26 protein-coding genes are annotated in these 23,480 nt (G+C 66.5%); 16 read left to right on the forward strand and 10 right to left on the reverse strand.

The features are described 5' to 3' along the window. The first annotated feature begins 24 nt into the window (after positions 1-24). Positions 25-570: a hypothetical protein gene (locus RSE14_RS10105; protein ID WP_324073315.1), complete on the forward strand. Its 546-nt coding sequence runs from the start codon at positions 25-27 to the stop codon at positions 568-570. A gap of 23 nt (positions 571-593) precedes the next feature. Here RSE14_RS10105 and RSE14_RS10110 read toward each other — a convergent pair whose 3' ends face one another. The 3 genes from RSE14_RS10110 to RSE14_RS10120 form a co-directional block, all read right to left on the reverse strand. Next, positions 594-2,420 carry an AMP-dependent synthetase/ligase gene (locus RSE14_RS10110; protein ID WP_324073316.1) on the reverse strand — a complete coding sequence of 609 codons (1,827 nt, stop codon included), beginning with the start codon at positions 2,418-2,420 and terminating at the stop codon, positions 594-596. 174 nt (positions 2,421-2,594) lie between these two features. Further along, a complete protein-coding gene (gene ggt, locus RSE14_RS10115) occupies positions 2,595-4,304 on the reverse strand; it encodes a gamma-glutamyltransferase (protein ID WP_324073318.1) in 1,710 nt (569 codons plus the stop codon). A 10-nt stretch (positions 4,305-4,314) separates the two neighbouring features. Continuing rightward, on the reverse strand, positions 4,315-5,352 hold the full coding sequence (locus RSE14_RS10120; protein WP_324073320.1) for a quinone-dependent dihydroorotate dehydrogenase: 1,038 nt from the start codon (positions 5,350-5,352) through the stop codon (positions 4,315-4,317). A gap of 328 nt (positions 5,353-5,680) precedes the next feature. Here RSE14_RS10120 and RSE14_RS10125 point away from each other — a divergent pair, with 328 nt between their 5' ends. The 13 genes from RSE14_RS10125 (at position 5,681) to RSE14_RS10185 (ending at position 16,028) form a co-directional block, all read left to right on the forward strand. Then, entirely contained in the window at positions 5,681-7,516 is a 1,836-nt protein-coding gene (locus RSE14_RS10125) for a DUF885 domain-containing protein (RefSeq protein ID WP_324073321.1), read from the forward strand. Positions 7,517-7,564: 48 nt separating this feature from the next. Continuing rightward, positions 7,565-8,428, forward strand: a complete 864-nt coding sequence (locus tag RSE14_RS10130; protein WP_324073322.1) for a helix-turn-helix domain-containing protein — start codon at positions 7,565-7,567, stop codon at positions 8,426-8,428. Between the two features lie 131 nt (positions 8,429-8,559). After that, the gene (locus RSE14_RS10135; RefSeq protein WP_324073324.1) at positions 8,560-8,994 is read left to right on the forward strand and encodes an SUF system Fe-S cluster assembly regulator; all 435 of its coding nucleotides are present in this window, start codon (positions 8,560-8,562) and stop codon (positions 8,992-8,994) included. Beyond that, complete coding sequence (gene sufB / locus RSE14_RS10140) at positions 8,991-10,472, forward strand: Fe-S cluster assembly protein SufB (protein WP_324073326.1); 1,482 nt, start codon at positions 8,991-8,993, stop codon at positions 10,470-10,472. Before RSE14_RS10135 ends, sufB begins: the two co-directional genes overlap by 4 nt. Beyond that, positions 10,469-10,816: a hypothetical protein gene (locus RSE14_RS10145; RefSeq protein ID WP_324073328.1), complete on the forward strand. Its 348-nt coding sequence runs from the start codon at positions 10,469-10,471 to the stop codon at positions 10,814-10,816. The genes sufB and RSE14_RS10145 overlap by 4 nt, the downstream gene beginning before the upstream one ends. Next, positions 10,813-11,394, forward strand: a complete 582-nt coding sequence (locus tag RSE14_RS10150) for a DUF559 domain-containing protein (protein ID WP_324073330.1) — start codon at positions 10,813-10,815, stop codon at positions 11,392-11,394. The genes RSE14_RS10145 and RSE14_RS10150 overlap by 4 nt, the downstream gene beginning before the upstream one ends. Continuing rightward, positions 11,391-11,915 (forward strand): RNA-binding protein, encoded by a 525-nt coding sequence (locus tag RSE14_RS10155; protein WP_324073332.1) that lies wholly within the window; start codon positions 11,391-11,393, stop codon positions 11,913-11,915. Before RSE14_RS10150 ends, RSE14_RS10155 begins: the two co-directional genes overlap by 4 nt. Continuing rightward, positions 11,915-12,658 (forward strand): Fe-S cluster assembly ATPase SufC, encoded by a 744-nt coding sequence (sufC, locus tag RSE14_RS10160; RefSeq protein WP_324073334.1) that lies wholly within the window; start codon positions 11,915-11,917, stop codon positions 12,656-12,658. The genes RSE14_RS10155 and sufC overlap by 1 nt, the downstream gene beginning before the upstream one ends. Continuing rightward, positions 12,655-13,410, forward strand: a complete 756-nt coding sequence (locus tag RSE14_RS10165; RefSeq protein WP_324073335.1) for a SufD family Fe-S cluster assembly protein — start codon at positions 12,655-12,657, stop codon at positions 13,408-13,410. The genes sufC and RSE14_RS10165 overlap by 4 nt, the downstream gene beginning before the upstream one ends. A gap of 113 nt (positions 13,411-13,523) precedes the next feature. Continuing rightward, positions 13,524-14,699 carry a cysteine desulfurase gene (locus tag RSE14_RS10170; RefSeq protein WP_416379380.1) on the forward strand — a complete coding sequence of 392 codons (1,176 nt, stop codon included), beginning with the start codon at positions 13,524-13,526 and terminating at the stop codon, positions 14,697-14,699. 5 nt (positions 14,700-14,704) lie between these two features. Next, on the forward strand, positions 14,705-15,166 hold the full coding sequence (locus tag RSE14_RS10175) for an SUF system Fe-S cluster assembly protein (RefSeq protein WP_324073338.1): 462 nt from the start codon (positions 14,705-14,707) through the stop codon (positions 15,164-15,166). Continuing rightward, the gene (locus RSE14_RS10180; protein WP_324073340.1) at positions 15,163-15,660 is read left to right on the forward strand and encodes a GNAT family N-acetyltransferase; all 498 of its coding nucleotides are present in this window, start codon (positions 15,163-15,165) and stop codon (positions 15,658-15,660) included. Before RSE14_RS10175 ends, RSE14_RS10180 begins: the two co-directional genes overlap by 4 nt. Then, entirely contained in the window at positions 15,657-16,028 is a 372-nt protein-coding gene (locus RSE14_RS10185; RefSeq protein WP_324073342.1) for a HesB/IscA family protein, read from the forward strand. Before RSE14_RS10180 ends, RSE14_RS10185 begins: the two co-directional genes overlap by 4 nt. Positions 16,029-16,043: 15 nt before the next feature. Here the strand turns inward: RSE14_RS10185 and RSE14_RS10190 are convergent, their stop codons facing one another. From RSE14_RS10190 to RSE14_RS10205, 4 genes are all read right to left on the reverse strand, one after another. Next, the gene (locus tag RSE14_RS10190; protein WP_324073344.1) at positions 16,044-16,466 is read right to left on the reverse strand and encodes a hypothetical protein; all 423 of its coding nucleotides are present in this window, start codon (positions 16,464-16,466) and stop codon (positions 16,044-16,046) included. Then, positions 16,453-16,986 (reverse strand): hypothetical protein, encoded by a 534-nt coding sequence (locus RSE14_RS10195; RefSeq protein ID WP_324073346.1) that lies wholly within the window; start codon positions 16,984-16,986, stop codon positions 16,453-16,455. Before RSE14_RS10195 ends, RSE14_RS10190 begins: the two co-directional genes overlap by 14 nt. 61 nt (positions 16,987-17,047) lie before the next feature. Continuing rightward, positions 17,048-17,446, reverse strand: a complete 399-nt coding sequence (locus RSE14_RS10200) for a hypothetical protein (protein ID WP_324073348.1) — start codon at positions 17,444-17,446, stop codon at positions 17,048-17,050. Further along, a complete protein-coding gene (locus tag RSE14_RS10205) occupies positions 17,446-18,138 on the reverse strand; it encodes an EI24 domain-containing protein (protein ID WP_324073350.1) in 693 nt (230 codons plus the stop codon). The genes RSE14_RS10200 and RSE14_RS10205 overlap by 1 nt, the downstream gene beginning before the upstream one ends. Positions 18,139-18,242: 104 nt before the next feature. Here RSE14_RS10205 and RSE14_RS10210 point away from each other — a divergent pair, with 104 nt between their 5' ends. Further along, the gene (locus tag RSE14_RS10210) at positions 18,243-19,244 is read left to right on the forward strand and encodes an adenosine kinase (RefSeq protein ID WP_324073352.1); all 1,002 of its coding nucleotides are present in this window, start codon (positions 18,243-18,245) and stop codon (positions 19,242-19,244) included. 129 nt (positions 19,245-19,373) lie between these two features. On the opposite strand, the gene RSE14_RS10215 is transcribed toward RSE14_RS10210, so the two are convergent. The 3 genes from RSE14_RS10215 to purD all read right to left on the reverse strand — a co-directional run bounded on the left by RSE14_RS10215 (position 19,374) and on the right by purD (position 21,994). Next, entirely contained in the window at positions 19,374-20,192 is an 819-nt protein-coding gene (locus tag RSE14_RS10215) for a hypothetical protein (protein ID WP_324073354.1), read from the reverse strand. A gap of 81 nt (positions 20,193-20,273) precedes the next feature. Then, complete coding sequence (locus RSE14_RS10220; RefSeq protein WP_324073355.1) at positions 20,274-20,657, reverse strand: hypothetical protein; 384 nt, start codon at positions 20,655-20,657, stop codon at positions 20,274-20,276. Between the two features lie 44 nt (positions 20,658-20,701). Next, positions 20,702-21,994, reverse strand: a complete 1,293-nt coding sequence (purD, locus tag RSE14_RS10225) for a phosphoribosylamine--glycine ligase (protein WP_324073357.1) — start codon at positions 21,992-21,994, stop codon at positions 20,702-20,704. Between purD and xseA the strand changes: the two genes are divergently transcribed. Further along, positions 21,993-23,477 carry an exodeoxyribonuclease VII large subunit gene (gene xseA, locus RSE14_RS10230; RefSeq protein ID WP_324073359.1) on the forward strand — a complete coding sequence of 495 codons (1,485 nt, stop codon included), beginning with the start codon at positions 21,993-21,995 and terminating at the stop codon, positions 23,475-23,477. The genes purD and xseA overlap by 2 nt on opposite strands. Positions 23,478-23,480 lie beyond the last annotated feature (3 nt).

Below are 23,480 nucleotides of genomic sequence, written 5' to 3' on the forward strand. Positions count from 1 at the left end.
AGCTTTGTCTCTAATAAGGGACTTGTGACCGAACAGCTTACCGTAACAGCCGCCGTGGCGGAGCCTATGCCGATCGAGCCGTTCGACTGGCTTGGCCGCGTGCTTGCCAATTTCGCCACGGCCGAGCGTGCTATCGGGCAACTGTGCCTCGCGTTGGAGCTGCCGGTCGAAAAAGGCCCGCTCTCCAATCTGCAAAATCTGTGTCACCGGTTGGAGCGCAACAGCAACAAGCGCTGTCAGACGTTGCTCAAGCGGATCGAGCGCTGGCGTTCACTCCGCCCGCTCCGCCATTTGCTTGCTCATGCCTCGATCATGGTTGTGCGCGACAGTGCGGGCAACCGCTTCATCCTCACGCGCCATCTGCCGTTGGATCGTTACGACGTCACGCCCGACAAGCTCTGGACCGAAGCCGAATGTCGCGAGCTGCTGCGGGTCGCAAGCAATGATGGTCGCTCGATCTCAGATCAGATCCGAAATCTTCTGCTGGATAGCGTGGCGATGGCGGAGCTGAAGAAGCCCGACCCCGGATCCCCGGCCTGCGCCGGGGCAGGCAAGTCCGGGGTGACGTAAGGGCGAGGTAGGGCGGTTGCGCCCTAGCCCCGATACAGCCCGTCGATCCGCTCCTGATACCGCTCGCGGATCTTGTGGCGGCGGATCTTCATCGAGGGCGTCATTTCCTCGTTCTCGATGGTGAAGGCCTCGTCCGCGAAGGCGAACTGGCGGACCTTTTCGATCACCGAGAGATCGGTGTTGGTCCGGTCGACCGCCGCGCGCACCGCGTTCTTGAAGGCGGGCAGCTGCTGGAGCGCCGCGAGGTCGAACTTCTCGCCGTTCGCGCGCGCCCATTCCAGCGCCCATTCGGCGTCGGGCACGATCAGGCCGACCACGTAAGGCCGCTTGTCCCCGCTCACCATCGCCTGCGCGATTTCGGGCTGGAGCGTGAGCATGCCTTCAACCTTCTGGGGCGCGATATTGTCGCCCTTGTCGTTGACGATCATGTCCTTCTTGCGATCGGTGATGACGATCCGGCCCTTGCTATCCAGGTGCCCGATGTCGCCCGTGTGCAGCCAGCCGTCTTTCAGCGTGCGCGCGGTTTCGGCGTCGTTGCGCCAGTAGCCGTGCATCACCAGCTCGCCGCGCACCAGGATCTCGCCATCCTCGGCGATTTTCACTTCGACCCCGCGCAGCGCCGGGCCGACCGTGTCCATCTTGAGCCCGACCTTGGGGCGGTTGCAGCTGATCACCGGGCCGGCTTCGGTCTGGCCATAGCCTTGCAGCATGGTGAGGCCCATCGCGTCGAAGAAATTGCCGACTTCCGGATTGAGCGGCGCGCCGCCCGAGACCATCGCCTTGATCCGCCCGCCGAACTTGGCGCGGATCTTCGGACGAAGGGTCTTCTCGACGAGGAAATCGAGCGGCTTGTCGCGCAGGCGGGTCTTGCCCTCCTTGCTGTGCTCGGAAATGCGCAGCGCCGCGTCCATCATGAAGTTAGCGACTTTGCCCTGCTTTTCGATCTGCTTCATGATGCGGGTGCGCAGCACTTCGAACAGGCGCGGCACCACGACCATGATGGTCGGGCGGGTTTCCTCGATGTTCGAGGCGAGCTTTTCGAGGCCTTCGGAATAGAAGATCTCCGCGCCCACGCCGATCGGCAGATATTGCCCCCCCGAGTGTTCATAGGCGTGGGAGAGCGGCAGGAACGAGAGGAAGCGTTCGTCGGCGATGCCGAAATCCTCGATCAGCACTTCGGCTGCGCCCGCGACATTGCACAAGATCGCGCCGTGGTGCTGCATCACCCCGCGCGGGGCGCCGCCGGTGCCGCTGGTGTAGATGAGGCAGGCGGTTTCGGAGCGTTCGATCCGCGAAATCCGGTCATTCACCGCCGCCCGCGCCGCTGCGGCATCGCCGGTCACCAGCGCGCTCCAATCGTGATATTCGAAGCTGCCCGATTGCTGGCGCTTCAAGTCGTCGATCCCGATGACATGCTCGACCATCCCGGTCTGCCCGATCGCACCGACCACCGGCGCCAGCAGCTTCTCGGTTGAGACGATCACCGCACGCGCGCCCGAATTGTCGAGGATATGCGCGTGATCGCGGCGGGTGTTGGTGGTGTAGGTCGGCACGGTGATGCAGCCCGCAGCCATGATGGCGAGGTCCGCGATGCACCATTCCGGGCGGTTTTCCGCAACCAGCGCGACCCGGTCGCCATCTTCCAGACCCATGCGGCGCAGGCTTTCGGCCAGCAGGCACACATGCTCGGCGGCCGAACGCCAGGACTGCGTCACCCATTGCCCGCCGGTCTTGTGGCCAAGGAAGGGCGCGTCGCCCTTTTCGTCGGCGCGCTTCAGGAACAGTTCGACGAGGTTCTGCGCGCCGTCGATGTCCTGCAGAAGCGGATCATCCGCGGGATTGATGGTCACGCGGGCAGCCCATTTCGTTTCTTGGGGGGGCAAAGTGGGGGAATGCACTGGCAAAGGCTCCTGATCCCTTCGAGCTTATCCTTCGCGGGTTCAGGTGCGACCCGCGTGTGCGATCCTGATTAAAGGCTCCGGGCCGTAGCGGCAAGCGGGGAGCACGCGTTCCCCGCTTGCCGCTCAGGGCGTGACGACGCTGACGAGGCGCGGCTCGGTCGCCACTTCCCATGTCCCGTCCGCGCGCCGGCCGAGGGCATTGGCCTTGATCGGTGCGGGGCCTGTGCGGATGCTCTTGTGGCCGAGCGCTTCCAGAGCGCCCTTCATCCCCACCAGCGCGCTGCCGTCTTCGATCAGCAGGCTGTCGCCGAAAGCCATGGCGAAGGGCATGGCGAGCGCGTCCTGCGCGCCCATTCCGAAATCGAGCACGCCGATGATCGCGCGAGCAACAGTGACCGGAATGGTCGGGCCGCCCGCCGCGCCGATCACCAGCACCACCTTTCCTTGTCCATCAAAGACGATGGTCGGTGCCATCGAAGAACGCGGACGCTTGCCGCCTTCGACGCGGTTGGCGACCGGTTTGCCGTCAGCTTCCGGGGTGAGAGTGAAATCGGTCAGCTCGTTGTTGAGATAGAATCCGCCCCAGTGCAGCCCCGATCCGAAAGCGCCCTCGATGGTCGAGGTGTAGCTGACGGCATTGCCCGATGCGTCCACCACGGAGAAATGGGTGGTGCCGTTCTCCGGCTCCTCCGGCCCGTCGCCGCGCGCGAGCGGCGCGCCGGGGGGCACGCCTGCTTCGGGTTTGGCGATGGTTGTCTCGGCGGAAATCAGCGCGGAGCGGCTCGAAAGGTAGGCCTTGTCTACCATCCCCTTGACCGGAACGCTGACGAAATCGGCATCGCCCGAATAGAGCTCGCGGTCGGCATAGGCGAGGCGCTGGCTCTCGACGAAGAGGTGCCAGAAGGTCGGGCTGTTCGGCCCGAGCGCGGCGAGATCGAATCGTTCAAGCTGGCCGAGCATCTGTGCCACCGCGATCCCGCCCGATGACGGCGGACCCATCCCGCAGATGCGGTAGGCGCGGTAGGGCGCGCAGACAGCGGCGCGGTCCTTGGCGACATAGGTCGTTACATCGCCCGCGGTCATGCGCCCGTCCTGCGGGGTTTCGGCGGCGACATAGGTGGCGAGCGCTGCGGCGGGATCGGTGCCGTAGATCGCTCCCGGCCCATCCTTGGCCAGCGCTTCGAACGTAGCGGCGAGGGCGGGAACCTTCACTGTCGCGCCAACCGGCAGGGGCTCGCCATCAGGACCGAAGAACACGCCGCGCGCGCCTGCGGACTTGTCGGCGCGGCCCTTGTTGCCGGCGAGCGATTCGTAGAGCCGCCGGTTCATCACAAAGCCGTCGCGCGCGAGCGCAATCGCCGGCTGGAACAGCGCCGCCCAAGGCAGCTTGCCGTCCTTCGCATGGGCCTTGGCCGCCAGCGCGACATTGCCCGGCACTCCGACGCTGAGGCCCGAGAACACGCGGGCATCGCGGCCCAGCAACTTGCCCTGCGCATCGAGAAAGCGCGTCGGCGTGGCGGCGGCGGGCGCGGTTTCGCGGCCGTCGATGGTGGTCAGCGCGCCGCTCTTGCCGTCGGCCCGCACCAGAAATCCACCCCCGCCGATGCCGGAGCTCTGCGGTTCGACCACGGTCAGCGCCAGCATCACGGCAATCGCGGCATCGGTGGCCGATCCGCCCTGCGCGAGGATCGCCTCGCCCGCCGCGGTGGCGCGCGGATCGGCGCTGCTCACCGCGCCTGCGGTGACGGGTGCGGCAAGCTTGGGGGCGGGATTGTCGGCGCAGGCCCCAAGGGCGAGCGTCAACGGGGCGATCAGGGCAAGAGAGAAGCGCATGTGTGGGGTGCTATTCGCTTCCCACCGCTTCGGCAATGCTGGCGAACCCGTCGCGCTGCATCAGCGCATCGAGCCCGCGCACGATCTTCGCGCCGAGGCCCGGGCCATCATAGACCATCGCGGAGTAGAGCTGGACCAGCGAAGCGCCCGCGCGGATGCGCTCCCACGCGTGTTCGGCGCTGGCGATCCCGCCGACGCCCACCAGCGGCACCGCGCCGCCGGTCGCCTTGCGGAAATCGCGCAGGCGCTGGGTGGCAAGCTGCCGCAAGGGCGCGCCCGACAGCCCGCCGGTCTCGCCCGCGTGATGCGAGCGCAGCGCCGGGCGGCTGATGGTGGTGTTGGAGACGACTAGCGCGCCCAGCTGCTTGTCCAGCGCAATCCGGGCGATCGCGTCAATATCGGCGGGTTCTAGATCGGGGGCGACCTTGAGAAAGATCGGCGCGACGCTGCCCGCTTCATCGCGCGCGGCAATCACCGCGTCGATCAGGGCGGTCAGTGCGCCTTCGTCCTGCAATGCCCGCAGGCCCGGGGTGTTGGGGCTGGAGACATTGACGCACAGGTAGCTGGCAACGGGGGCCATGATCTTCGCCATCACCGCGTAATCGGCGATGCGATCGGCCGAATCCTTGTTCGCGCCGATATTCACCCCGACAATCCCCGGGCGGCCCACGCGCGCCTTGAGGCGGGCCAGCGCGACCTCGGCCCCGCCATTGTTGAACCCCATGCGGTTGATGACAGCCTCATCCTCGACCAGCCGGAACAGGCGCGGTTTGGGGTTGCCTGCCTGCGGGAGCGGCGTGATCGAGCCGACCTCGGTAAAGCCGAAACCAAGGCCCAGCAGTGCGTCGGGCACCTCGGCATCCTTGTCGAAACCGGCCGCGACGCCGACGGGATTGGGGAAAGCAAGGCCTGCCACTTGCGTCGCCAGCCTGCCCGGTTGCGGCATGGGCCCGCGCAGGGGCAGCGCCTTCAGCCCATTGATGGCGAGACGGTGTCCGGTCTCCGAATCGAGTGCGAACAGGGCGGGCTTGAGCAGGCGGAAGATCATGGTCTGTGCGCCTATGGCAGCCAGGCTCCGCTGTCGAGCGCGCAGGTTATGCAAACCTTTGCGTTCAAGTAATTCAGCATGAATATCAGATATTTGCTATCCAGATGCACTAAGGGATACTGCTTGTCGCTTGCATACAATCAATCCAGCGATTCGCTCTTTATACGCCGGTTTGCAACCCGAAGGGCTCGGAGCAGCAATGCTTAGAGTTCCTCAACTCAGATGGGCGGTGCTCCCTGCGGGAGTGCCGCCCCTTTTTTTGTCTGTCGTGCGCTTGCAGCACGCGCCGCGCCGTGGCTAAGCTCGCGCGACAGATAAAGGGACCCGCATGACATTCATCCGCCTGCTCGCCGCTCCGGTTTCCGCACTGGCGCTGGCCGCCGCGCTTGCCACGCCGCTGGCTGCGCAGGAGACCGCGCCTGCTGCTGTGGCTCCGGTCACTGCACCCGCCGCGCTTCCGGCAGAGGCTTCGATCGACGATCTGTTCGCCGCCTATGATGCCGCCGGGCTTGCCATGTCGCCGCAGGGCAAGACCTATCGCGGCGTGCGCGATGCCGATTACGGCAAGTGGAACGATCCTTCCGACGCTGCCGAGGCGGCCGAGGACGCGCTGCTCGACGAAACACTCGCGGCGATGCGCGCGCGCTTTGCCTCGGCCAGCCTGCCGCCGCAGCAGGCGCTGTCCTACCGCCTGTTCGAACAGCTTGCCGAACGCCGTGTGTCCCTGCGGCCCTATCGCGACTATGGCTATGTCTTCGACCAGATGAACGGCGCGCAGAGCGAATTGCCGGCTTTCCTGATCAACACCCACCGCATCGCCAGCAAGTCCGAGGCCGAGGCCTATGTCGCGCGGATCGCCGGGATGGGCCGGCTGATCGACGCGCTCACCGCGCAATCGCGCGAACGGGCGGACAAGGGCGTGATGCCGCCCAAATGGGTCTATCCCTATGTCATCTCGGACATCGAGAACCTGCTCGGCGCGCCCGGCAAGAACCCGATCAACGAGGATCTCGGCAAGAAGCTCGAAGACCCCAAGGCCGGGATCGAAACGGCCGACCAGCTCTTCCTCCTGGCCGACGGGATCGGTGCATGGATCATGTCGGCGCGGCCCGCCTATCAGCGCCTGCTTGCCGAAATGCAGCGCCAGCAGGCGATTGCCCCCACCGAGGACGGCATCTGGCGCTTTGCCGATGGCGACAAGTACTACGCCGCGCTGCTCAAGAACTACACCACCACCGATCTGACGGCGGATGAAATCCACGCGCTCGGCCTCAAGGAAACCGCCCGCATCCACGGCGAGATGCGCGCGATCATGGCCAAGGTCGGCTTTGGCGGCACCTTGCAGGAATTCTTCGCCTACACCCGCGATGATCCGCGCTTCTTCCACACCAGCCGCGAGGCCTATCTGGCCGAGGCCGAGGGCCATCTCGCGCGCATGACCGCCAAGCTGCCCGAATTCTTCGCCACGCTGCCGCCCGATCCGCTGGTGATCAAGCCGGTCGAAGCTTTCCGCGAAAAGAGCGCAGGCAAGGCCTTCTACCAGAGCCCTGCTCCCGATGGCTCGCGCCCGGGCACCTATTACGTCAACCTCTACAATCTGCGCGACATGAGCAAGAACGAGCTCGAGGCGCTGGCCTATCACGAAGGCCTGCCCGGGCATCACCTGCAACGATCGATCCAGACCCAGCTTGGCGATCTGCCGCCCTTCCGCCGGTTCGGCGGGGTCACCGCCTACACCGAGGGCTGGGGCCTCTATACCGAGGAACTGGGCAAGGATATGGGCTTCTACACCGATCCCTACTCCGATTTCGGGCGGCTCGGCATGGAGCTGTGGCGCGCCGGGCGGCTGGTGGTCGACACCGGCATCCACCACAAGCGCTGGAGCCGCGAGCAGGCGATCGCCTGGCTCACCGAAAACACCCCCAACCCGCCGGGCGACATCGAAAAGGCGATCGAACGCTATGTCGTCTATCCGGGCCAGGCGACTGCCTACATGATCGGTAAGCTCAAGATCATGGAGCTGCGCGAAAAGGCCAAGGCAGAGCTGGGAACCGGGTTTGACATCCGCGCATTTCATGACACGATCCTGACGTCCGGCCCTGTGCCGTTGTCGATTTTGGAGGAGAATGTCGGGCAGTGGATCGCTGCCCGCCGCCAGCAATAAGGGGTCGCGCCCAAGTGCAGGGGGACCGCGCAAGCGGACATAACCGAAGTGCAGTTCAGGTTTGAAATCATTGCTCCGCCGCCGGAGCTGGCTAGCCGGATCAACACGTTTTACGTGATCGAGACCGAAGAGGACCGGATCGAGGAAATCGTTCCGGCCTATTCGGCGCAGCTGGTGGTGATGGTGCGCGGGCGGCTGTCGCTGGATCATTCGCCCGATGCGCCGCAGCCCTCCGGATCGGTGGTGGTGAACGCGCCGCAGATGCGCTCCTCGCCCTGCCTGCTCGAAGGCCCGGCGCTGCTGCTCGGCGCTTCGCTCACCCAGATCGGCTGGCAGGCGCTGGCCAATCGTCCGGCCGACAAGGTGCATGACACCGTGTTGCCGGCGCAGGCAATTTTCTCCGAGGTGCAGATCGCCACGCTCCAGCGCGCCGCTGCCGAATGTGCCGAGGGCCGCAAGAGCATGGCCGATCTCAGCGCCGCGATGGCGGGGGTGGTTGCCGCCGCACCGCACAGCCCGCGCGCCGATCATGTCGCAGTCATCGAGGCGATGATGCGCTGGCTCGGCAGTGCCTTCGATCCGCCACTCGAGGCCCTGCATGAGATGGTCGACATCTCGCCGCGCCAGTTGCAGCGGCTGTCGCGCCGCTATTTCGGGGTGCCGCCCGCGCAGCTGCTCAAGCGCTTCCGGGCAATCCGCGCCGCGATGGTGCTGGCCAATCCGGCCCTGCCCGATGCCTTCCGCGACGAGATGATGGCGAGCTTCTTCGATCAGGCGCACCTGATCCACGATATCCGACGCTACACCGGCCGCACGCCGACGCAGCTGCGGGCGCGCTCGCTGTCCAGCGGGCTGCTCGATCCCAGCGGCCACGGCGAAGCGGCCGAGCGGATGCGCCCCGACGCGGGCTGACCCGCACGCCTGCGGGCGCCGATGCGGGCGCCGGTGCGGGCGCCAGTGCGGGCGATTGTGATTGAATTGCGAGCAAAGTGGTCCTAATTGCCAATTCGGAACGATTCTGTCCGAATTGAGAACCGCTCGCAATGCGCCTGTCCAACCTCGCTGATTATGCCGTCATCACGATGTGCCAGGCTGCGCTTCACTGCGGCAATGGCAGGGTGAGCGCGGCTGAACTGGCGACCGAGACCGGCCTGCCGGTGCCGACGGTGCAGAAGCTGGTCTCGAAACTGACGGCGGCGGGTCTGCTGCGGTCAGTGCGCGGCGCGCATGGCGGCTTGCAGCTTGGCCGACCGGCGGCGGCGATCACCGTGGCGGACATTGTCGAGGCGATCGAGGGCCGCATCGCGCTCACCGCCTGCGTCGATCACATCCCTTGCGATTTCGAGAGCGGGTGCAACATGAAGCCGCACTGGCCGATCATCAACAACGCGCTGCGCGGGGCGCTGGCGGGGATCACCCTTGCCCAACTGCGCGGCCCTGTCGCCCATATGGCGACCTCTGAGGACCATCTGGCATGAGCGAAGACATCGACATTCAAGACCGCGAGGCGCGCGAGGCCGCGGCCAAGGTCGCCGATTACGAGCACGGCTGGTCGGCCGATATCGACACCGAGTTCGCGCCCAAGGGCCTGAACGAAGACACCGTCCGCTTCATCAGCGCCAAAAAGAACGAGCCCGAATGGATGCTCGAATGGCGGCTGAAGGCCTTCCGCCTGTGGCAGACGATGGAAGAGCCCGATTGGGCCAAGGTCGGCTATCCCAAGATCGACTATCAGGACGCCTATTACTACGCCGCACCCAAGAAGAAGATCGAACTGGATTCGCTCGACGAGCTCGATCCCGAGATCAAGCGCGTCTACGACAGGCTCGGCATTCCGCTGGGAGAGCAGGAGGTGCTCGCCGGGGTGAAGGGCGCGAAGAAGGTTGCCGTGGATGCGGTGTTCGATTCTGTCAGCGTCGCCACCAGCTTCCGCGAGGAATTGCTGCGCGCGGGCGTGATCTTCCTCTCGATCTCCGAGGCGATCCGCGAATATCCCGAGCTGGTGAAGCAGTGGTTGGGGCGCGTCGTGCCGGTGCGCGACAACTACTTCGCGGCCTTGAACTGCGCGGTCTTCTCCGACGGCACCTTCGTCTACGTGCCCGAAGGCGTGCGCTGCCCGATGGAGCTTTCGACCTATTTCCGCATCAATGCCGAAAACACCGGCCAGTTCGAACGCACGCTGATCATCGCCGACAAGGGCGCCTATGTCAGCTACCTCGAAGGCTGCACCGCGCCGATGCGCGACGAGAACCAGCTCCACGCCGCGGTGGTGGAACTGGTCGCATTGGACGATGCCGAGATCAAATATTCGACCGTGCAGAACTGGTACCCCGGCAATGCCGAGGGCAAGGGCGGGATCTACAACTTCGTCACCAAGCGCGCCCTGTGCCAGGGGGACCGGAGCAAGGTCAGCTGGACGCAGGTCGAAACCGGCTCTGCGGTGACGTGGAAATATCCCTCCTGCGTGCTCAACGGCGAGGATAGCGTGGGCGAGTTCTACTCGGTCGCGGTCACCAACAATTACCAGCAGGCCGACACCGGCACCAAGATGATCCACAACGGCAAGAACAGCCGCTCGACGATCATCTCCAAGGGGATTTCGGCAGGCAAGTCGAACAACACCTATCGCGGTCTCGTCCGCGTCGGCCCGACCGCGAGCGGCGTGCGCAACTTCACCCAGTGCGACAGCCTGCTGCTGGGCGATCAATGCGGCGCGCACACCGTGCCCTATATCGAGGTGAAGAACCCCAGCGCCCAGATCGAGCACGAGGCGACCACCAGCAAGATCAGTGACGAACAGCTGTTCTACGCAATGCAGCGCGGGCTCGGCGAAGAGGAAGCCGTGGCGCTGATCGTCAACGGCTTTGCCAAGGACGTGCTGAAAGAGCTGCCGATGGAGTTTGCGGTCGAAGCGCAGAAGCTGCTGGCGATTTCGCTCGAGGGGAGCGTGGGGTGATAGAATTCCTCAAAACCTTCAGCATAGCTTGGCTTGTAACTGGCTTGGCGGCCTATTCGATGCTTCTGATGTATGTGCCGTACGATAGCCTTCTCATCGCGGAGGCCTTTGGCATTGCGCTCATTACCACCTTCGCCACATGTCTTCTTCGTGTTCCCTTCAGCAACGTGCCTGGCCCGCAGAGGTCGAGAACTGTCGCGTGGTCACTGCTTGTTCTTGGGCTCCTGCATTTTGGCGGAAACCTGAAGGACGAGCCGACAGTAGCGTGGACCGGATTGCTGTATGCCGCTTTGGCAGGCGGTGCGCTTTATTTCTTCCGCTCGAAGGGCGACGTTCATCAATGACCACCCGCAAAACCCTCGCCCTCAACCCTGAGGCTGCCTCCACCGCCGAAGCCCCCGCTCTCAAGAAGAAGGGCCGCGGGTGGGAGATTTCGGACAAGCGGCTCGATGCGCTGCACGAACAGGCGCGTGAACTGCGCCGCCATTCGTCCGAGGCGCACAAGGCGCTCGCCGCCAAGTTCGCCGCCGCCGACATGGGTCGCTACACCTTCAAGCGCCACGCCGTGGTCGGCTCGGCGATTGTCGATTTCAACTGCCACAACCTCGGCCTCGCGCTGGCGATTGACGAGGAGGGGCAGAACGATGCCCTCGCCAAGCGCCGCGACAAGAGCCTTGAGAGCGTCGGCATCAAGCTGATGCGCATCGCGGCGAAGGACATCCTCGAAAACCTCGACGAGGTGCTGAAGCAGCTCACCCTCGTCATGCGCGAGCGGATCGAAGAGCGCAAAGCCGCCGCCCGCGCGCACAAGGCGGCCAATCCCAAGCAGACCTATTCGCGCCCGAAATCCCCCGGCTCTGGCCGCGATGGCGAGCGCGACGACCGCAATTCCACCGCAAGACCCCGGAGCCGCAAGCCGTGATCGCTGCCATCTTCGCCCCCCTCCTCGCGCTTCAGGGCGCGCCTTCCACCGCGGTCGCGATCAAGAACGACAATCCGGAGACCTGGAGCGTCGAATATCCGCGCCTGATCCAGCCCTTCGTGCAGGATTACCGCCGCTGCCTCGCGGTCACCAATCGCCGCATCGCCGGTGTCGCCGATTTCGAAGCCCAGCACGCCGCCGATCTGCCGCGCTGTGCCGAACGCCGCGCCAAGGCCGTCGCGGATTCCAACGCCGCGCTGGCGGGCGCCAAGACCGCGATGACGCCCGAGGAAGTCGAACAGCTCTTCACCAATGTCGGCCGCATCCACATCGCGCGCGGCGCCGATCTCGACAAGCAGTTCAACGCCCGCGTCGCCGGGGCAGAAGCTGCCAGTCAGGCCTATGAAGCGAACCGGCCCAAGGGGCTGGTGATCGAACTGCATGATGCCAGCGTCGTCAAGGCGCGCACCGATGCGAGCGCGGCCGCTGCCGCTGCTGCACAGGAAAAGGATCCCGAATAATGCTCACCATCACCGATCTCCACGCCTCGGTTGGCGACAAGCCGATCCTCAAGGGCCTCAGCCTGCACGTGCCTGCGGGCGAGGTGCACGCGATCATGGGCCCCAACGGCGCGGGCAAGTCGACGCTTTCCAACGTGCTCGGCGGCAAGCCCGGCTACGAGGTGACCGGCGGCAGCGTGACCTTCAACGGCGAGGATCTGCTGGCGCTCGAACCCCATGAGCGCGCCGCCAAGGGCCTGTTTCTGGGCTTCCAGTATCCGGTCGAAATCCCCGGCGTCTCCAACGTCCAGTTCCTGCGCGAGGCGCTGAACGCCCAGCGCAAGGCGCGCGGGGAGGAACCGCTGTCGGGCGGTGATTTCCTCAAGCTCGCCAAGGAGAAGGCGGGCCTGCTCAAGATGGACATGGAAATGCTCAAGCGGCAGGTCAATGTCGGCTTCTCCGGCGGCGAGAAGAAGCGCGCCGAGATGGTGCAGATGGGCATTCTCGATCCGTCCTTCGCGGTGCTGGACGAGACCGATAGCGGCCTCGATATCGACGCGCTGCGGATCGTCGGCGCAGGCATCAACGCGATCATGCGCGCGCCCGACAAGGCGGTGCTGCTCATCACCCACTACCAGCGCCTGCTCGATGTCGTCGCACCCGACAAGGTGAGCATCCTCGCCGGTGGCCGCATCGTCGAGACCGGCGGGCCGGAACTCGCGCTGCGGCTCGAGGCCGAGGGCTATGACGCGGTGATGGCGTGACGACAGCCACCCTTCCTACCCGCCGTGACGAGGCATGGCGCTATGCCGATATGGACGCGCTCGCGCGGCTCGGCGTGGCGGCGCTTGACCAGTGGCAGGTGATTGACGTTGCCGCCGGGACAAGCCTCACGCGCTGTCTCGTCGTCGGCTCGGACGCGCCCGAATTGCACCGCTTCCGCGTCACGCTGGGCGAAGGGGCGACTGCCGCCTTCTTCGTCACCAATGCGGGGAGCGATTACACCCGCGTCGAAGTGGAAGTGCGGCTCGCGCGGGGTGCGCATTTCGAATTCGGCGGCGTCACCATCGGCGGAGCGGGCGTGACCCGTGAATTCGTGACGCAGGTCATTCACGCAGAGCCCGAGGCGACCTCCAACCAGACGGTCCGCGCGGTCCACTGGGCCGGGGCGACGGGCAATTTCCTCGGCGAAATCAAGGTCGCGCGCCATGCGCAGAAGACCGATGCGGCGCAGGATTTCAAGGGCTTGCTGCTGGAGGCAGGCGCCAGCGCCAATGCCGTCCCGCAGCTCGAAATCTTCGCCGACGATGTGAAGTGCGCCCACGGCGCCACCGTCGGCGAGCTGGACGAGGCCGCGCGCTTCTACATGATGGCGCGCGGGGTCGATCCGGCCACGGCGCAGCGCTTGCTGGTGCAGGCCTTCATCGGCGATGCCTTCGTCGCGCTGGAGGACGAGGGCGAACGCGAGACCCTGCTCGATGCGGCGCTCGCCGCGTTGGAGGGGGCGAGACTGTGAACGCTCCCACCAACACCCCTCCGTTCGTGTCGAGCGAAGTCGAGACACGTGTGACAGGCCTCTCGACTGCGCTCGAGGCGAACGGGGTTGTGCTCAAAGACGATTTCCCCGGCATGGTCACGCATGAGGGCAAGCCGTGGCACTATCTCGATACCGCCGCCACCGCGCAGAAACCGCGCGCGGTGATTGACGCCATGGCACGCGCACTGGGCGAGGATTACGCCACCGTCCACCGCGGGGTCTATGCCCGCTCGGCCGAGATGACGCTCGCCTACGAGGCAGCGCGGCGCACAGTCGCGGGCTTCATCGGCGGACACGAGGACGAGGTGGTCTTCACTCGCGGGGCGACCGAGGCGATCAACCTTGTCGCCCAGACCTGGGGCCGCGCGAACCTCAAGGCGGGCGACCGCATCCTTCTCTCGCAGGCCGAACACCATTCGAACATCGTGCCGTGGCAGATGATCGCTGCCGATACCGGTGCGGTGATCGATGTCTGCCCGCTCACGAGCGACCTGCGGATCGATCTCGATGCCGCCGAGGCGATGCTGACCGAAGCGCACAAGCTGGTCGCCTTCGCCCATGTCTCGAACGTGACGGGCGCGGTGCTCGATGCGGCCCGCGCTGCCGTGCTAGCCCACCGCGTGGGCGCGAAGCTGCTGCTCGACGGGTGCCAGTCCGCGCCGCACATGGGCGTCGATGTTGCCGCGCTGGCCTGCGATTTCTACGTCTTTTCCGCGCACAAGCTCTATGGCCCGACCGGCATCGGAGCCTTGTGGGCGCGCGCCGAAATCCTTGATGCCATGCCTCCGTGGCAAGGCGGCGGCGCGATGATCGACCGCGTCACCTTTGAGCGCACCACCTATGCCCCCGCGCCCCAGCGCTTCGAGGCGGGAACGCCCGCCATCACCGAAGCGATCGCGCTGGCCGCTGCCGTGGACTACGTCAGCGCCATCGGGACCGACCGCATCCATGCCCACGAGGCCGCGCTGGTGGCGAAACTCCGCCGCGAACTTGGCGCGATGAATGATGTGACCCTGTTTGGCCCGGCCGACAGCGCCGGCATCGTCAGCTTCGCCATGGACGACATCCACCCGCACGATCTCGGCACCATTCTTGATGAAGCGAATGTCGCGATCCGCGCCGGGCATCACTGCGCCCAGCCGCTGATGGATTTCCTCGGCGTTCCCGCCACCGCCCGCGCCAGTTTCGGCCTCTACTCGACCGAGGCCGATGTCGATGCGTTGATCGCCGGGATCGCCCGCACCCGCCGGATTTTTGGAAAAGGATGAGAGCCATGGACAGCTCGACCGACACCAGTGCCAACAAGCCGCCGCGCGCCCGCGTGGACGATGCGATCGATCCCGATGCGGCGCCGGATGGCCCGCGCACCCGCGACTATCTCGACGGGTTCCTCGCCGCCAAGCCGGCTGCCGATGCCGTGGGCGGTGACGGGAGCGATCTTCAGGCCGCGGTGATCGAAGCGCTGCGCGAAATCTATGATCCTGAAATTCCGGTCAATATCTACGATCTCGGCTTGATCTACGGGGTCGAGGTTGACGAGAACGCCGATGCGACTGTCACGATGACTCTCACCACCCCGCATTGTCCGGTGGCCGAATCGATGCCCGGCGAAGTCGAAATGCGCGTCACCTCGGTGCCGGGGATCCGCGATGCTGAAGTGAACCTCGTGTGGGATCCGCCCTGGGGTCCGCACAAGATGAGCGACGAGGCGCGGCTCGAACTGGGGATGCTGTGACGCTCGCAAACGCCCTCGAGATCGTGGTCGCCGATTACAGCGATCCGCGCCATGCGGCCGATGTGGTCGCGCTGCTCGATGCCTATGCCCGCGATCCGATGGGCGGCGGCGCTCCGCTGACCGAGGATGTGAAGGCGCGGCTGCCCGAGGATCTGGCGGCCAATCCCCATGCCTTCTCGCTGCTGGCGCGGCTCGATGGCGAGTCGGTGGGGCTGGCCAATTGCTTCATGGGCTATTCCACCTTCGCCGCCGCGCCGCTCGTCAACATCCACGATTTCGCAGTGATCGCGGGCCGCCGCAGCGCAGGCATAGGCCGCGCGCTGCTCGCCGCAGTCGAGGCCGAGGCCTTGAAGCGCGGGGCAACGAAGGTCACATTGGAAGTGCTGAGCGGCAATCACCCGGCGCGGCGGCTCTATGCGGCCAATGGCTATGGCGATTACCAGCTTGATCCGCAGGCCGGACAGGCGCTGTTCTGGCAGAAGAGGCTGACATGACCGAGACGACCACCACCAAGCCTGCTCGGCCCGCCCCCAAGGCCGCCGTCATCCTGACGCCGTCTGCCGAGGCGCGTATTGCCGAACTGATGAGCAAGGCCCCCGAAGGCGCGATCGGCGTGAAGCTGTCGACCCCGCGGCGCGGCTGTTCGGGCCTCGCCTATTCGGTCGACTACGTCACCACCGAAGCCAAGTTCGACGAGAAGATCGAAACGCCCGGCGGCACCTTCTACATCGACGGGGCGAGCGTGCTCTACCTCGTGGGCAGCGTGATGGACTGGCGCGAGGACGACTTCACCGCCGGCTTCGTGTTCGAAAACCCGAACGCCAAGGGCGCCTGCGGCTGCGGCGAAAGCTTTATGGTCTAAGCGGCACGCGGCCGCTTAAACTTCCGACGCGAGCCGAGCGATCAGACGGCTTTCGAGCCCGTCGACTTCGCCGTCGGCATCGATCATGCCTTCCAGCCAGTCGTTCTCGTAATCCGTGACTTCCTCGCCCGCCGCGGCGAGCGCCGCGAAATCGGTGCCGGGCTTGCGCTTGCCGAAAGCCTTGCCGAAGTGGTTGAGCACCTGCGGCATTTCCTTGGCGACCTGGCCCATGAAGCGGCCGACATTGGCCTTGTTGTCGGCGACGAAGGCTTCCAGCTCGCGCTTGCGTGCGTGGCTCACCTGCGCGTGCGGCAGGACGAAGCCCTTGAGGAAATTGGCGACGCCATCGATGAACAGATCATCCCACTCGGGCGCGTTTTCCTCGGCGAGGGTCTCGTCCTTGAGGCGGAACAACAGCTCGGCATCATAGCGCGTCACGGCTGCCGGGCCATGGCCGCCGCTGGCAAAGATCACGCGGCGCACGATCCGGCATTCGGCCGCCGTGATGTGGGTCGCGGAAAGATCGCCGCCGCAGCGCGTAGGGCCGGTGCCGGTCAGCACTTCGCGTTCGACTGCGGCCAGCACATAGTCCTTGAGTCGGTCGGGGGGTGTTTTCGGCGCGTTCGATGATGCGCACCATGGCTTCGAGTTCGACCATGCTTTCGACCGCGCCGTCAGCGTCGATCTGGTCGATCAGCCACTGGGCTTCCTCGTCATTGCATTGCAGGCGCGGCTCGGTGCCGTTGAGCACGAATTCGCCGACCGCCTCGACGAAGAAGTCGCACCACTCCTCGCTGCGCTCCTTGAGCGAGCTGTTGAGCGCGAACAGGGCTTCGGCCTCGGCGCGAGTGATGATGCCATCGCCCCAGCCCTGACGACGGAGCGCCAGCAGCTCGTCCGCTGCGATATGCCCGTCGGCGGCCGCGCGCTGGGCGATTTCGATGAAATGCGTGGTCATGGCCCGTTCAAATCCTTCCGGTTTCGGGATCGGGCATGGCACGAACAGGCTTAAGACGGGGTTACCGCCTCTCGACCTCGCGGATGCAGGCGCCGCGATCGACTTCTGCCCCGCCCTGCCGCTGGCGCGCGACGACATGGGCGGCGAGCGGTTCGGTGCCCGGGCGCTGGGGGTAGAGGTAGATGTCGATCACGCAGGTCGCGCCGGTGAATTGCAGCTTGCGCGCGTCGCCTTCGGCCAGATCGATGCGCGGGGCGCCGAAGCGGCGGGTGAGCGCGGCGGCATCGGTGCCGATCACGCCTTCGAGTCCCTGCGGCGCCATCACCTCGGGTAGGCGCACGATGGTGCTGCGCGAAGGCGTGGCCGGACGCGCGGGCGCAGATGTGCCGCCTCCGCCGCTGCCTACGCAGCCCGCCAGCAGGCTCGCCAGCACGCTCGCCACCAGAACCCCCCGTCCCATCACGCCTGTCCTTCCGCTTCGATCCGCCGCAGCACCAGATGTGACCCTGCCGCCGCGCCCAGCACGGGGGCGATGAGGCCGATGACCGGCACCAGCATCAGTCCGGCAATCGCGGCACCCATCAGAAACCGCTCGCCCGCACCCACCGGCGTTGCCTGCTCCGTCCCCCGGCAATGGCGCAGCCACGCCATGTCAGTGAGCTCGCGCCCCAGCAACACCGCGTTGACGGCGAGGAACACCAGCGCCGGGCCGATGCCGGTGAAGGCTGTCACCGCCGCCACCGGCACAGCAAGAAGATTATAGCCCAGCGCCCGCACCAAGCCCCGCAGCGCAATCGCGATCTCGCGGCGCAGCGGCAAGCGCTGCGCGCTGGCGGCAAGCGCCGGATAGTGCCGCACCTCAACTGCGGCGACCACCTCGTCGGCGAAGAATTGCAGCACCGCCATGGCCACCACGCGGAACAAGAGCCAAGCCGCCAGCAGGGTCACCAGCGCGGTGAGGATCACCGTCGCCCCGTGGATCGGTGCCCAGCCGATCCACTGGCGCGCTTCCTCAAGCAGCAGGAACAGGCCCGCGCCTGCCACCACGAACACCGCCAGGGTCAGCACGACGCTCTTGGCCACCACCGCAAGGATGCGGCGGTCACCCAGCTGGCCAAGGGCCTTCAGGAGTGCAGGCAGAACGGCAGACATGGCCTCAGGCGATGCGGGCCAGCCGCTACGAAGTCAACGCGGGCTTGCTGCGCTGCACACAGGCGGCTAGGCGGCGCGCGAACATTATCCAAGGAACTGCTCCCGTGACCGCCACCACCCCGCCCCGTTACGACGTGATCGCCATCGGTAATGCCGTGGTCGACGTGATTGCCTCCTGCGAGGAGGAGCTGATCGAGGAGCTGGGGCTCAATCGCGGCGGGATGACCCTGATCGATGAGGCGCGCGCTGAGGAGCTTTACGAAGCCATGCCGCCCGCGCGCGAGCTTTCGGGCGGTTCGGCGGCGAACACGCTGGCGGGGCTGGCCACGCTGGGCCTGCAATGCGCCTTCATCGGGCAGGTCGCCGAAGACCAGCTCGGCAAGGTGTTCCGCCACGACATGCGCGCCACCGGCATCGATTTCGACACGCCCGGACGCGAGGGCGAACCCGCCACCGGCCGCGTGCTGATCTTCGTCACCCCCGATGGCGAGCGCACGATGAACACCTTCCTTGGCGCGGGCCAGTTCCTCCCCGCCGCCGCGCTCGACGAAAGCCTGATCGCGAGCGGCGCGATCCTCTATCTCGAAGGCTATCTGTGGGACCCGGAAGAGCCCCGCCGCGCCATGCGCCGCGCCATCGAAGTGGCGCGCGATGCCGGTCGCAAGATCGCCTTCACCGCGTCCGAAAGCTTCGTGATCGATCGCCACGGCGAGGATTTCCGCGCCATGATCGAAGACGGCGTGATCGACATCCTGTTCGTCAACGAAAGCGAACTCGCCACGCTGACGGGCGAGGATGACTTCGAAGCGGGCCTCGCAGCTGTGGCAGGCAAGGTGCCGGTGCTGGTCGCCACCCGCAGCGAGAAGGGCGCGGTTGCGATTGCCCACGGCGAGCGCGCCGAAGTCGCCGCCGTGCCGGTCATCAAGGTGGTCGACACCACCGGCGCGGGCGACCAGTTCGCCGCCGGCTTCCTGTCCGGCTACGTCAAGGGCGAGCCCCTGACCCGCTGCTTGAAGCGCGGCGCGATCTGCGCCTCGGAAGTGATCTCGCACTACGGCCCGCGTCCTGAAGCCGATATGCTGAAGCTGATGGAAGAGAGGTTGTAAGCGGTTGCGAGGGTAGTCTTCGGCCCCACAGGGGCCGCGAGCGCACGCGCGCGAGCCGCAGGTGCTCAAGCCCGCAGGGCTTGAAACAGCGCCGAGGACGCTCGCCCGGAGGGGCGAGCGAAAAGCAAACTAGGCAGGCTGCGCAGCTGCCCTGCGCTCCGGCTTGCCCGCCTGCCAGCCGAACCATGCTGCCGCGCCGCCGGCGACGATGCCCAGCGCCAGCGTCACCCCCGGCGGGGTGGCCGCATAGGCGGCAAAGCCTGCGGTGATCGCGGGGATGAAGGGCGCAAACCACATCACCACGCCCTGAAGCGCCGCAAAGCCCGCCGCGATCAGCCATGGTGCGCCGTGCTTGCGATTGCGCGACCACAGCCACAGCGCGAAAACCGCCACCATCCCATCGCTGATCGTGATCGTATCGAGGATCGCTTGGGGAAATTCGCTCCCGATCACGTTCATCCACGGCAGATACATGTCCATCACCCGGCTGAACGGGCTTTCGAACAGGATCAGCGGCGTCGCCAGCATGTAGCCCGCGTGGAGCCTCACATTGCGGCGGTGCTTCAGCGCCAGATAGAACAGCGTGAGATAGGCCGCGATGGCGATCCCCATGCCGATCCCGAAGGACGGGCCGATCTGGCTAGCCACCGGATTGCCGCCCGCCGTGTAGCTTTCGGCGGTGATGTTGATGATCATCACGAAGCCGAAGATCAGGAAGGGGAACAGCACGAAGCTCGCCCGTCCGAGCCAGCGGTGCAGCTCGTTGGCGCGGCGCTGGATCGTCACCTGCTGGACGATCAGCAGCACCAGCCACGTCATCGACGAGATCGCGTGAACGTGGAAGGCCAGCGGAACGGGGCCGCTCGCGCCGAAATAGGTCGCCCAGAAGCCGGCCATGATGACCAGCAGCACGAAGCCCACCCAATATGGTGCCTGACGATATGGCATCGAGAACCCCCCTCTCGCATGCGACCGGGAGCAGGCGTAGCACGCCATGCCGCGCTCCGGCAAATCGGCGTGGGGCGCGCCTCAGGGCTCGGGGACGTATCCGGCCTTGCGCAAGGTCACCATATAGGCCGCGATCTGGTCGATCTGTGGGCGGGTCAGGGTGAAGTCCATGTCCTCGGGATAGTTGTGCGCCTCGGCCAGCCAGTCGGCGAGCGACTTCTCCGACAGGCCGCGCCGGTTGGCGATCGCGGCGAAGCTGGGCACGGCCGGATTGGGCGAGAGGAACGGCGGCTCGACCGCATGGCACCCCCCGCAGGCCGCCTCGACAAAGGCGGGCGCACGGGTGTCAGCCGAGAGCGAGGTCGGCTTGCCCACCATCGGCGGGGCGTCAGCAGGCGCAGCGGTCTGGCAGGCGGCAAGCGCCATGAGGGCGAGCGGGGCGAGGAGCTTGAGGCGGTGGGTCATGCTGGTCTTATCCTCTCTATCCGCCCCGCATTCCTTGATCGGGATCAAATTTGTGCTTGGGCTTCCCGCGCGACTTCGCGCGCTATTTCCCTATGGCCGATGTCGCGGCGGCAGAAGCCCGAGGGGAAGCGGATCGCGCCGACCGCGGCATAGGCCTTGGCCTGCGCCTCGGTGACGCTGGCGCCGGTCGCGGTGACGGCGAGCACGCGGCCGCCATTCGCCACCAGCGCGCCGTCCTTCAGTGCGGTTCCGGCGTGGAAGATCTTGGCTGCGCCCGCTGCCACGCCGGACAGATCAATCGCGCCGCCCTTTTCCGGCGTGCCGGGGTAGCCCTTGGCCGCCATTACCACGGTGAGCGCAGTCTCCTCGCGCAGGGCGACTGCGGTGCCTTCCAGCGTTCCGGTCGCGCAGGCGAGCATGATGCTCACCAGATCGCTCTCCAATCGCATCATCAGCACCTGGCATTCAGGATCGCCGAAGCGGGCGTTGTATTCGATCAACTTGGGGCCTTGCGCCGTCAGCATCAGCCCGGCGAAGAGCACACCCTGATAGGGGTTCCCCTCTTCGCGCATGGTGCGCACCGTGGGCTCGATGATCTCGGCCATCACGCGGGCCTGCAATTCCGCCGTGAGCACCGGGGCGGGGGAATAGGCGCCCATGCCGCCGGTGTTGGGGCCGGTGTCGCCGTCGCCCACGCGCTTGTGATCCTGCGCAGAGCCGAAGGGGACAATCGCGGTGCCATCGGTGAGGGCGAAGAAGCTTGCCTCCTCGCCTTCCATGAACTCCTCGATCACCACCTGCGCGCCTGCCCCGCCAAAGCCGCCGCCGAACATGTCGGCGAGGGTTGCCTCGGCATCAGCGAGGGTCTCGGCGATCACCACGCCCTTGCCGGCCGCGAGCCCATCGGCCTTGAGCACGTAAGGCGCGGCAAAGCGGGCGAGGGCGGCGCGGGCCTCCTCAAGGCTGGAGGTGCGCACATAGCCAGCGGTGGGGATGCCCGCGCGGGCGCAGAGGTCCTTGGTGAAGCCCTTGGATCCTTCGAGCTGGGCGGCGGCCTGCGAGGGGCCGAACACCGGCACGCCCGCCGCGCGCAAGGCATCCGACAGCCCGTCCACCAGCGGCGCTTCGGGGCCGACCACCACGAGGTCGATGTCCTTCTCGGCGCAAAAGGCGCTCACCGCCGCATGATCCGTCACGTCCAGCGCCACGCATTCCGCCTCCTCGGCAATGCCGGGATTTCCGGGGGCGGCGTAAAGGCGTGTGCAGGCAGGGGATTGCGCCAGCTTCCATGCCAGCGCATGTTCGCGGCCTCCCGAACCCAGAAGCAGGATATTCATGGCTACTCCGCCCAACACCGATAATGATGCCGGGCTGGTAGCGCGTGAGCGGCAGGGCGACAATGCGCAGCCCCTCACCATCAGCGAAATATCCGCGCTGCTCAAACGCACGGTCGAGGATCGCTTCGGCTTCGTGCGGCTGCGGGGTGAACTCTCGGGGGTGAAACGCGCCGCTTCGGGCCATTTCTACTGCGCGCTGAAGGATGAGGGCGCGCTGATCGACGGGGTGATGTGGAAGGGCAATGCCCAGCGCCTCAATTTCCGCGCCGAAGACGGGTTGGAGGTGATCGCCACCGGCAAGCTCACCACCTATCCGGGCCGATCCAAGTACCAGATCGTGATCGATTCCATGGAGCTGGCGGGCGAGGGCGCGCTGCTGGCGCTGCTGGAGAAGACCCGCGCTAGGCTGGCGGCCGAGGGGTTGTTCGACGAGCGCCGCAAGCGCCGCCTGCCATTCCTGCCGCAGGTGATCGGCGTGGTGACTTCGCCTACCGGCGCGGTGATCCGCGACATTCTCCACCGCCTCGCTGACCGCTTCCCTTCGCATGTGCTCGTCTGGCCAGTGCTGGTGCAGGGGCAGGGCGCGGCAGAGCAGGTGGCAGCAGCGGTCCGCGGTTTCTCCGCGATTGCACCGGGCGGACCGGTGCCGCGCCCCGATGTGGTGATCGTCGCGCGCGGGGGCGGCTCGATCGAGGACCTGTGGAGCTTCAACGAGGAAGTCGTGGTGCGCGCCATCGCCGAGTGCTCGATCCCCGTGATCAGCGCGGTGGGCCACGAGACCGACACCACGCTCGCCGATTTCGCGGCCGACCGCCGTGCGCCCACGCCCACGGCGGCGGCGGAGATGGCGGTGCCGGTGCGCGCCGATCGGGCCTTTACCCTGTCCGATCTCGCCGCCCGCCAGCGCCGTGCGGTCTACCGCCCGCTGGAACTCGGGCGGGAACGGCTGGCGGCGCGGGTGCGGCTGATGCCGCGTCCGGAGAACCTGCTCGCCCCCCAGACCCAGCGCCTGGACGATCTGGGCGAACGCCTGCGCCGTGCTCTCGGCGATCGTTCTGCCAAGGGGCGCGAGCGGCTGGCGGGTGCGGCGGCCCGGCTCTCGCCCGCGTTGCTGACGCGCTCGGCCGCCGAGGCGCAGCGGCGGCTGGACCGCGCGCGCCTCAGTCCGGCGCTGGTCGAACGGCCCTTGCGGCATGGGGCAGACCGGCTCGCCGCGCTGACCCGCGTGATGAGCCAGCTACACCCCGAAAAGCCGCTGGAACGCGGCTATGCGATCATCCGCACGGCCGAGGGCAAGGCGCTCACTACCCGCGCCGAGGCGGCGGGCGAGGCGGCGCTGGTGCTGCAATGGCGCGACGGGACGATGGATGCCGTCCCCGCCGGCAGCGCCCCTGCCCCTGTTCCGGCCAAACCGCGCCCCGCCCCCGCCCCCGCCCCCAAACGCCCTTCGTCCGGCGTTCAACAAGATGATTTGTTCGGTTAGGCC

The sequence above is a fragment of the Erythrobacter sp. genome (assembly GCF_035194505.1).
Taxonomy (GTDB): Bacteria; Pseudomonadota; Alphaproteobacteria; order Sphingomonadales; family Sphingomonadaceae; genus Erythrobacter.

Bases quoted from the DNA above. Each gene is read 5' to 3' on its own strand.
- ggt (WP_324073318.1), bottom strand. From the start codon at position 4,304: ATGCGCTTCTCTCTTGCCCTGATCGCCCCGTTGACGCTCGCCCTTGGG.
- RSE14_RS10120 (WP_324073320.1), bottom strand. From the start codon at position 5,352: ATGATCTTCCGCCTGCTCAAGCCCGCCCTGTTCGCACTCGATTCGGAG.
- RSE14_RS10125 (WP_324073321.1), top strand. From the start codon at position 5,681: ATGACATTCATCCGCCTGCTCGCCGCTCCGGTTTCCGCACTGGCGCTG.
- RSE14_RS10135 (WP_324073324.1), top strand. From the start codon at position 8,560: ATGCGCCTGTCCAACCTCGCTGATTATGCCGTCATCACGATGTGCCAG.
- sufB (WP_324073326.1), top strand. From the start codon at position 8,991: ATGAGCGAAGACATCGACATTCAAGACCGCGAGGCGCGCGAGGCCGCG.
- RSE14_RS10150 (WP_324073330.1), top strand. From the start codon at position 10,813: ATGACCACCCGCAAAACCCTCGCCCTCAACCCTGAGGCTGCCTCCACC.
- sufC (WP_324073334.1), top strand. From the start codon at position 11,915: ATGCTCACCATCACCGATCTCCACGCCTCGGTTGGCGACAAGCCGATC.
- RSE14_RS10170 (WP_416379380.1), top strand. From the start codon at position 13,524: ATGGTCACGCATGAGGGCAAGCCGTGGCACTATCTCGATACCGCCGCC.
- RSE14_RS10175 (WP_324073338.1), top strand. From the start codon at position 14,705: ATGGACAGCTCGACCGACACCAGTGCCAACAAGCCGCCGCGCGCCCGC.
- RSE14_RS10185 (WP_324073342.1), top strand. From the start codon at position 15,657: ATGACCGAGACGACCACCACCAAGCCTGCTCGGCCCGCCCCCAAGGCC.
- RSE14_RS10195 (WP_324073346.1), bottom strand. From the start codon at position 16,986: ATGACCACGCATTTCATCGAAATCGCCCAGCGCGCGGCCGCCGACGGG.
- RSE14_RS10200 (WP_324073348.1), bottom strand. From the start codon at position 17,446: ATGGGACGGGGGGTTCTGGTGGCGAGCGTGCTGGCGAGCCTGCTGGCG.
- RSE14_RS10205 (WP_324073350.1), bottom strand. From the start codon at position 18,138: ATGTCTGCCGTTCTGCCTGCACTCCTGAAGGCCCTTGGCCAGCTGGGT.
- RSE14_RS10215 (WP_324073354.1), bottom strand. From the start codon at position 20,192: ATGCCATATCGTCAGGCACCATATTGGGTGGGCTTCGTGCTGCTGGTC.
- RSE14_RS10220 (WP_324073355.1), bottom strand. From the start codon at position 20,657: ATGACCCACCGCCTCAAGCTCCTCGCCCCGCTCGCCCTCATGGCGCTT.
- xseA (WP_324073359.1), top strand. From the start codon at position 21,993: ATGGCTACTCCGCCCAACACCGATAATGATGCCGGGCTGGTAGCGCGT.
- purD (WP_324073357.1), bottom strand. From the start codon at position 21,994: ATGAATATCCTGCTTCTGGGTTCGGGAGGCCGCGAACATGCGCTGGCA.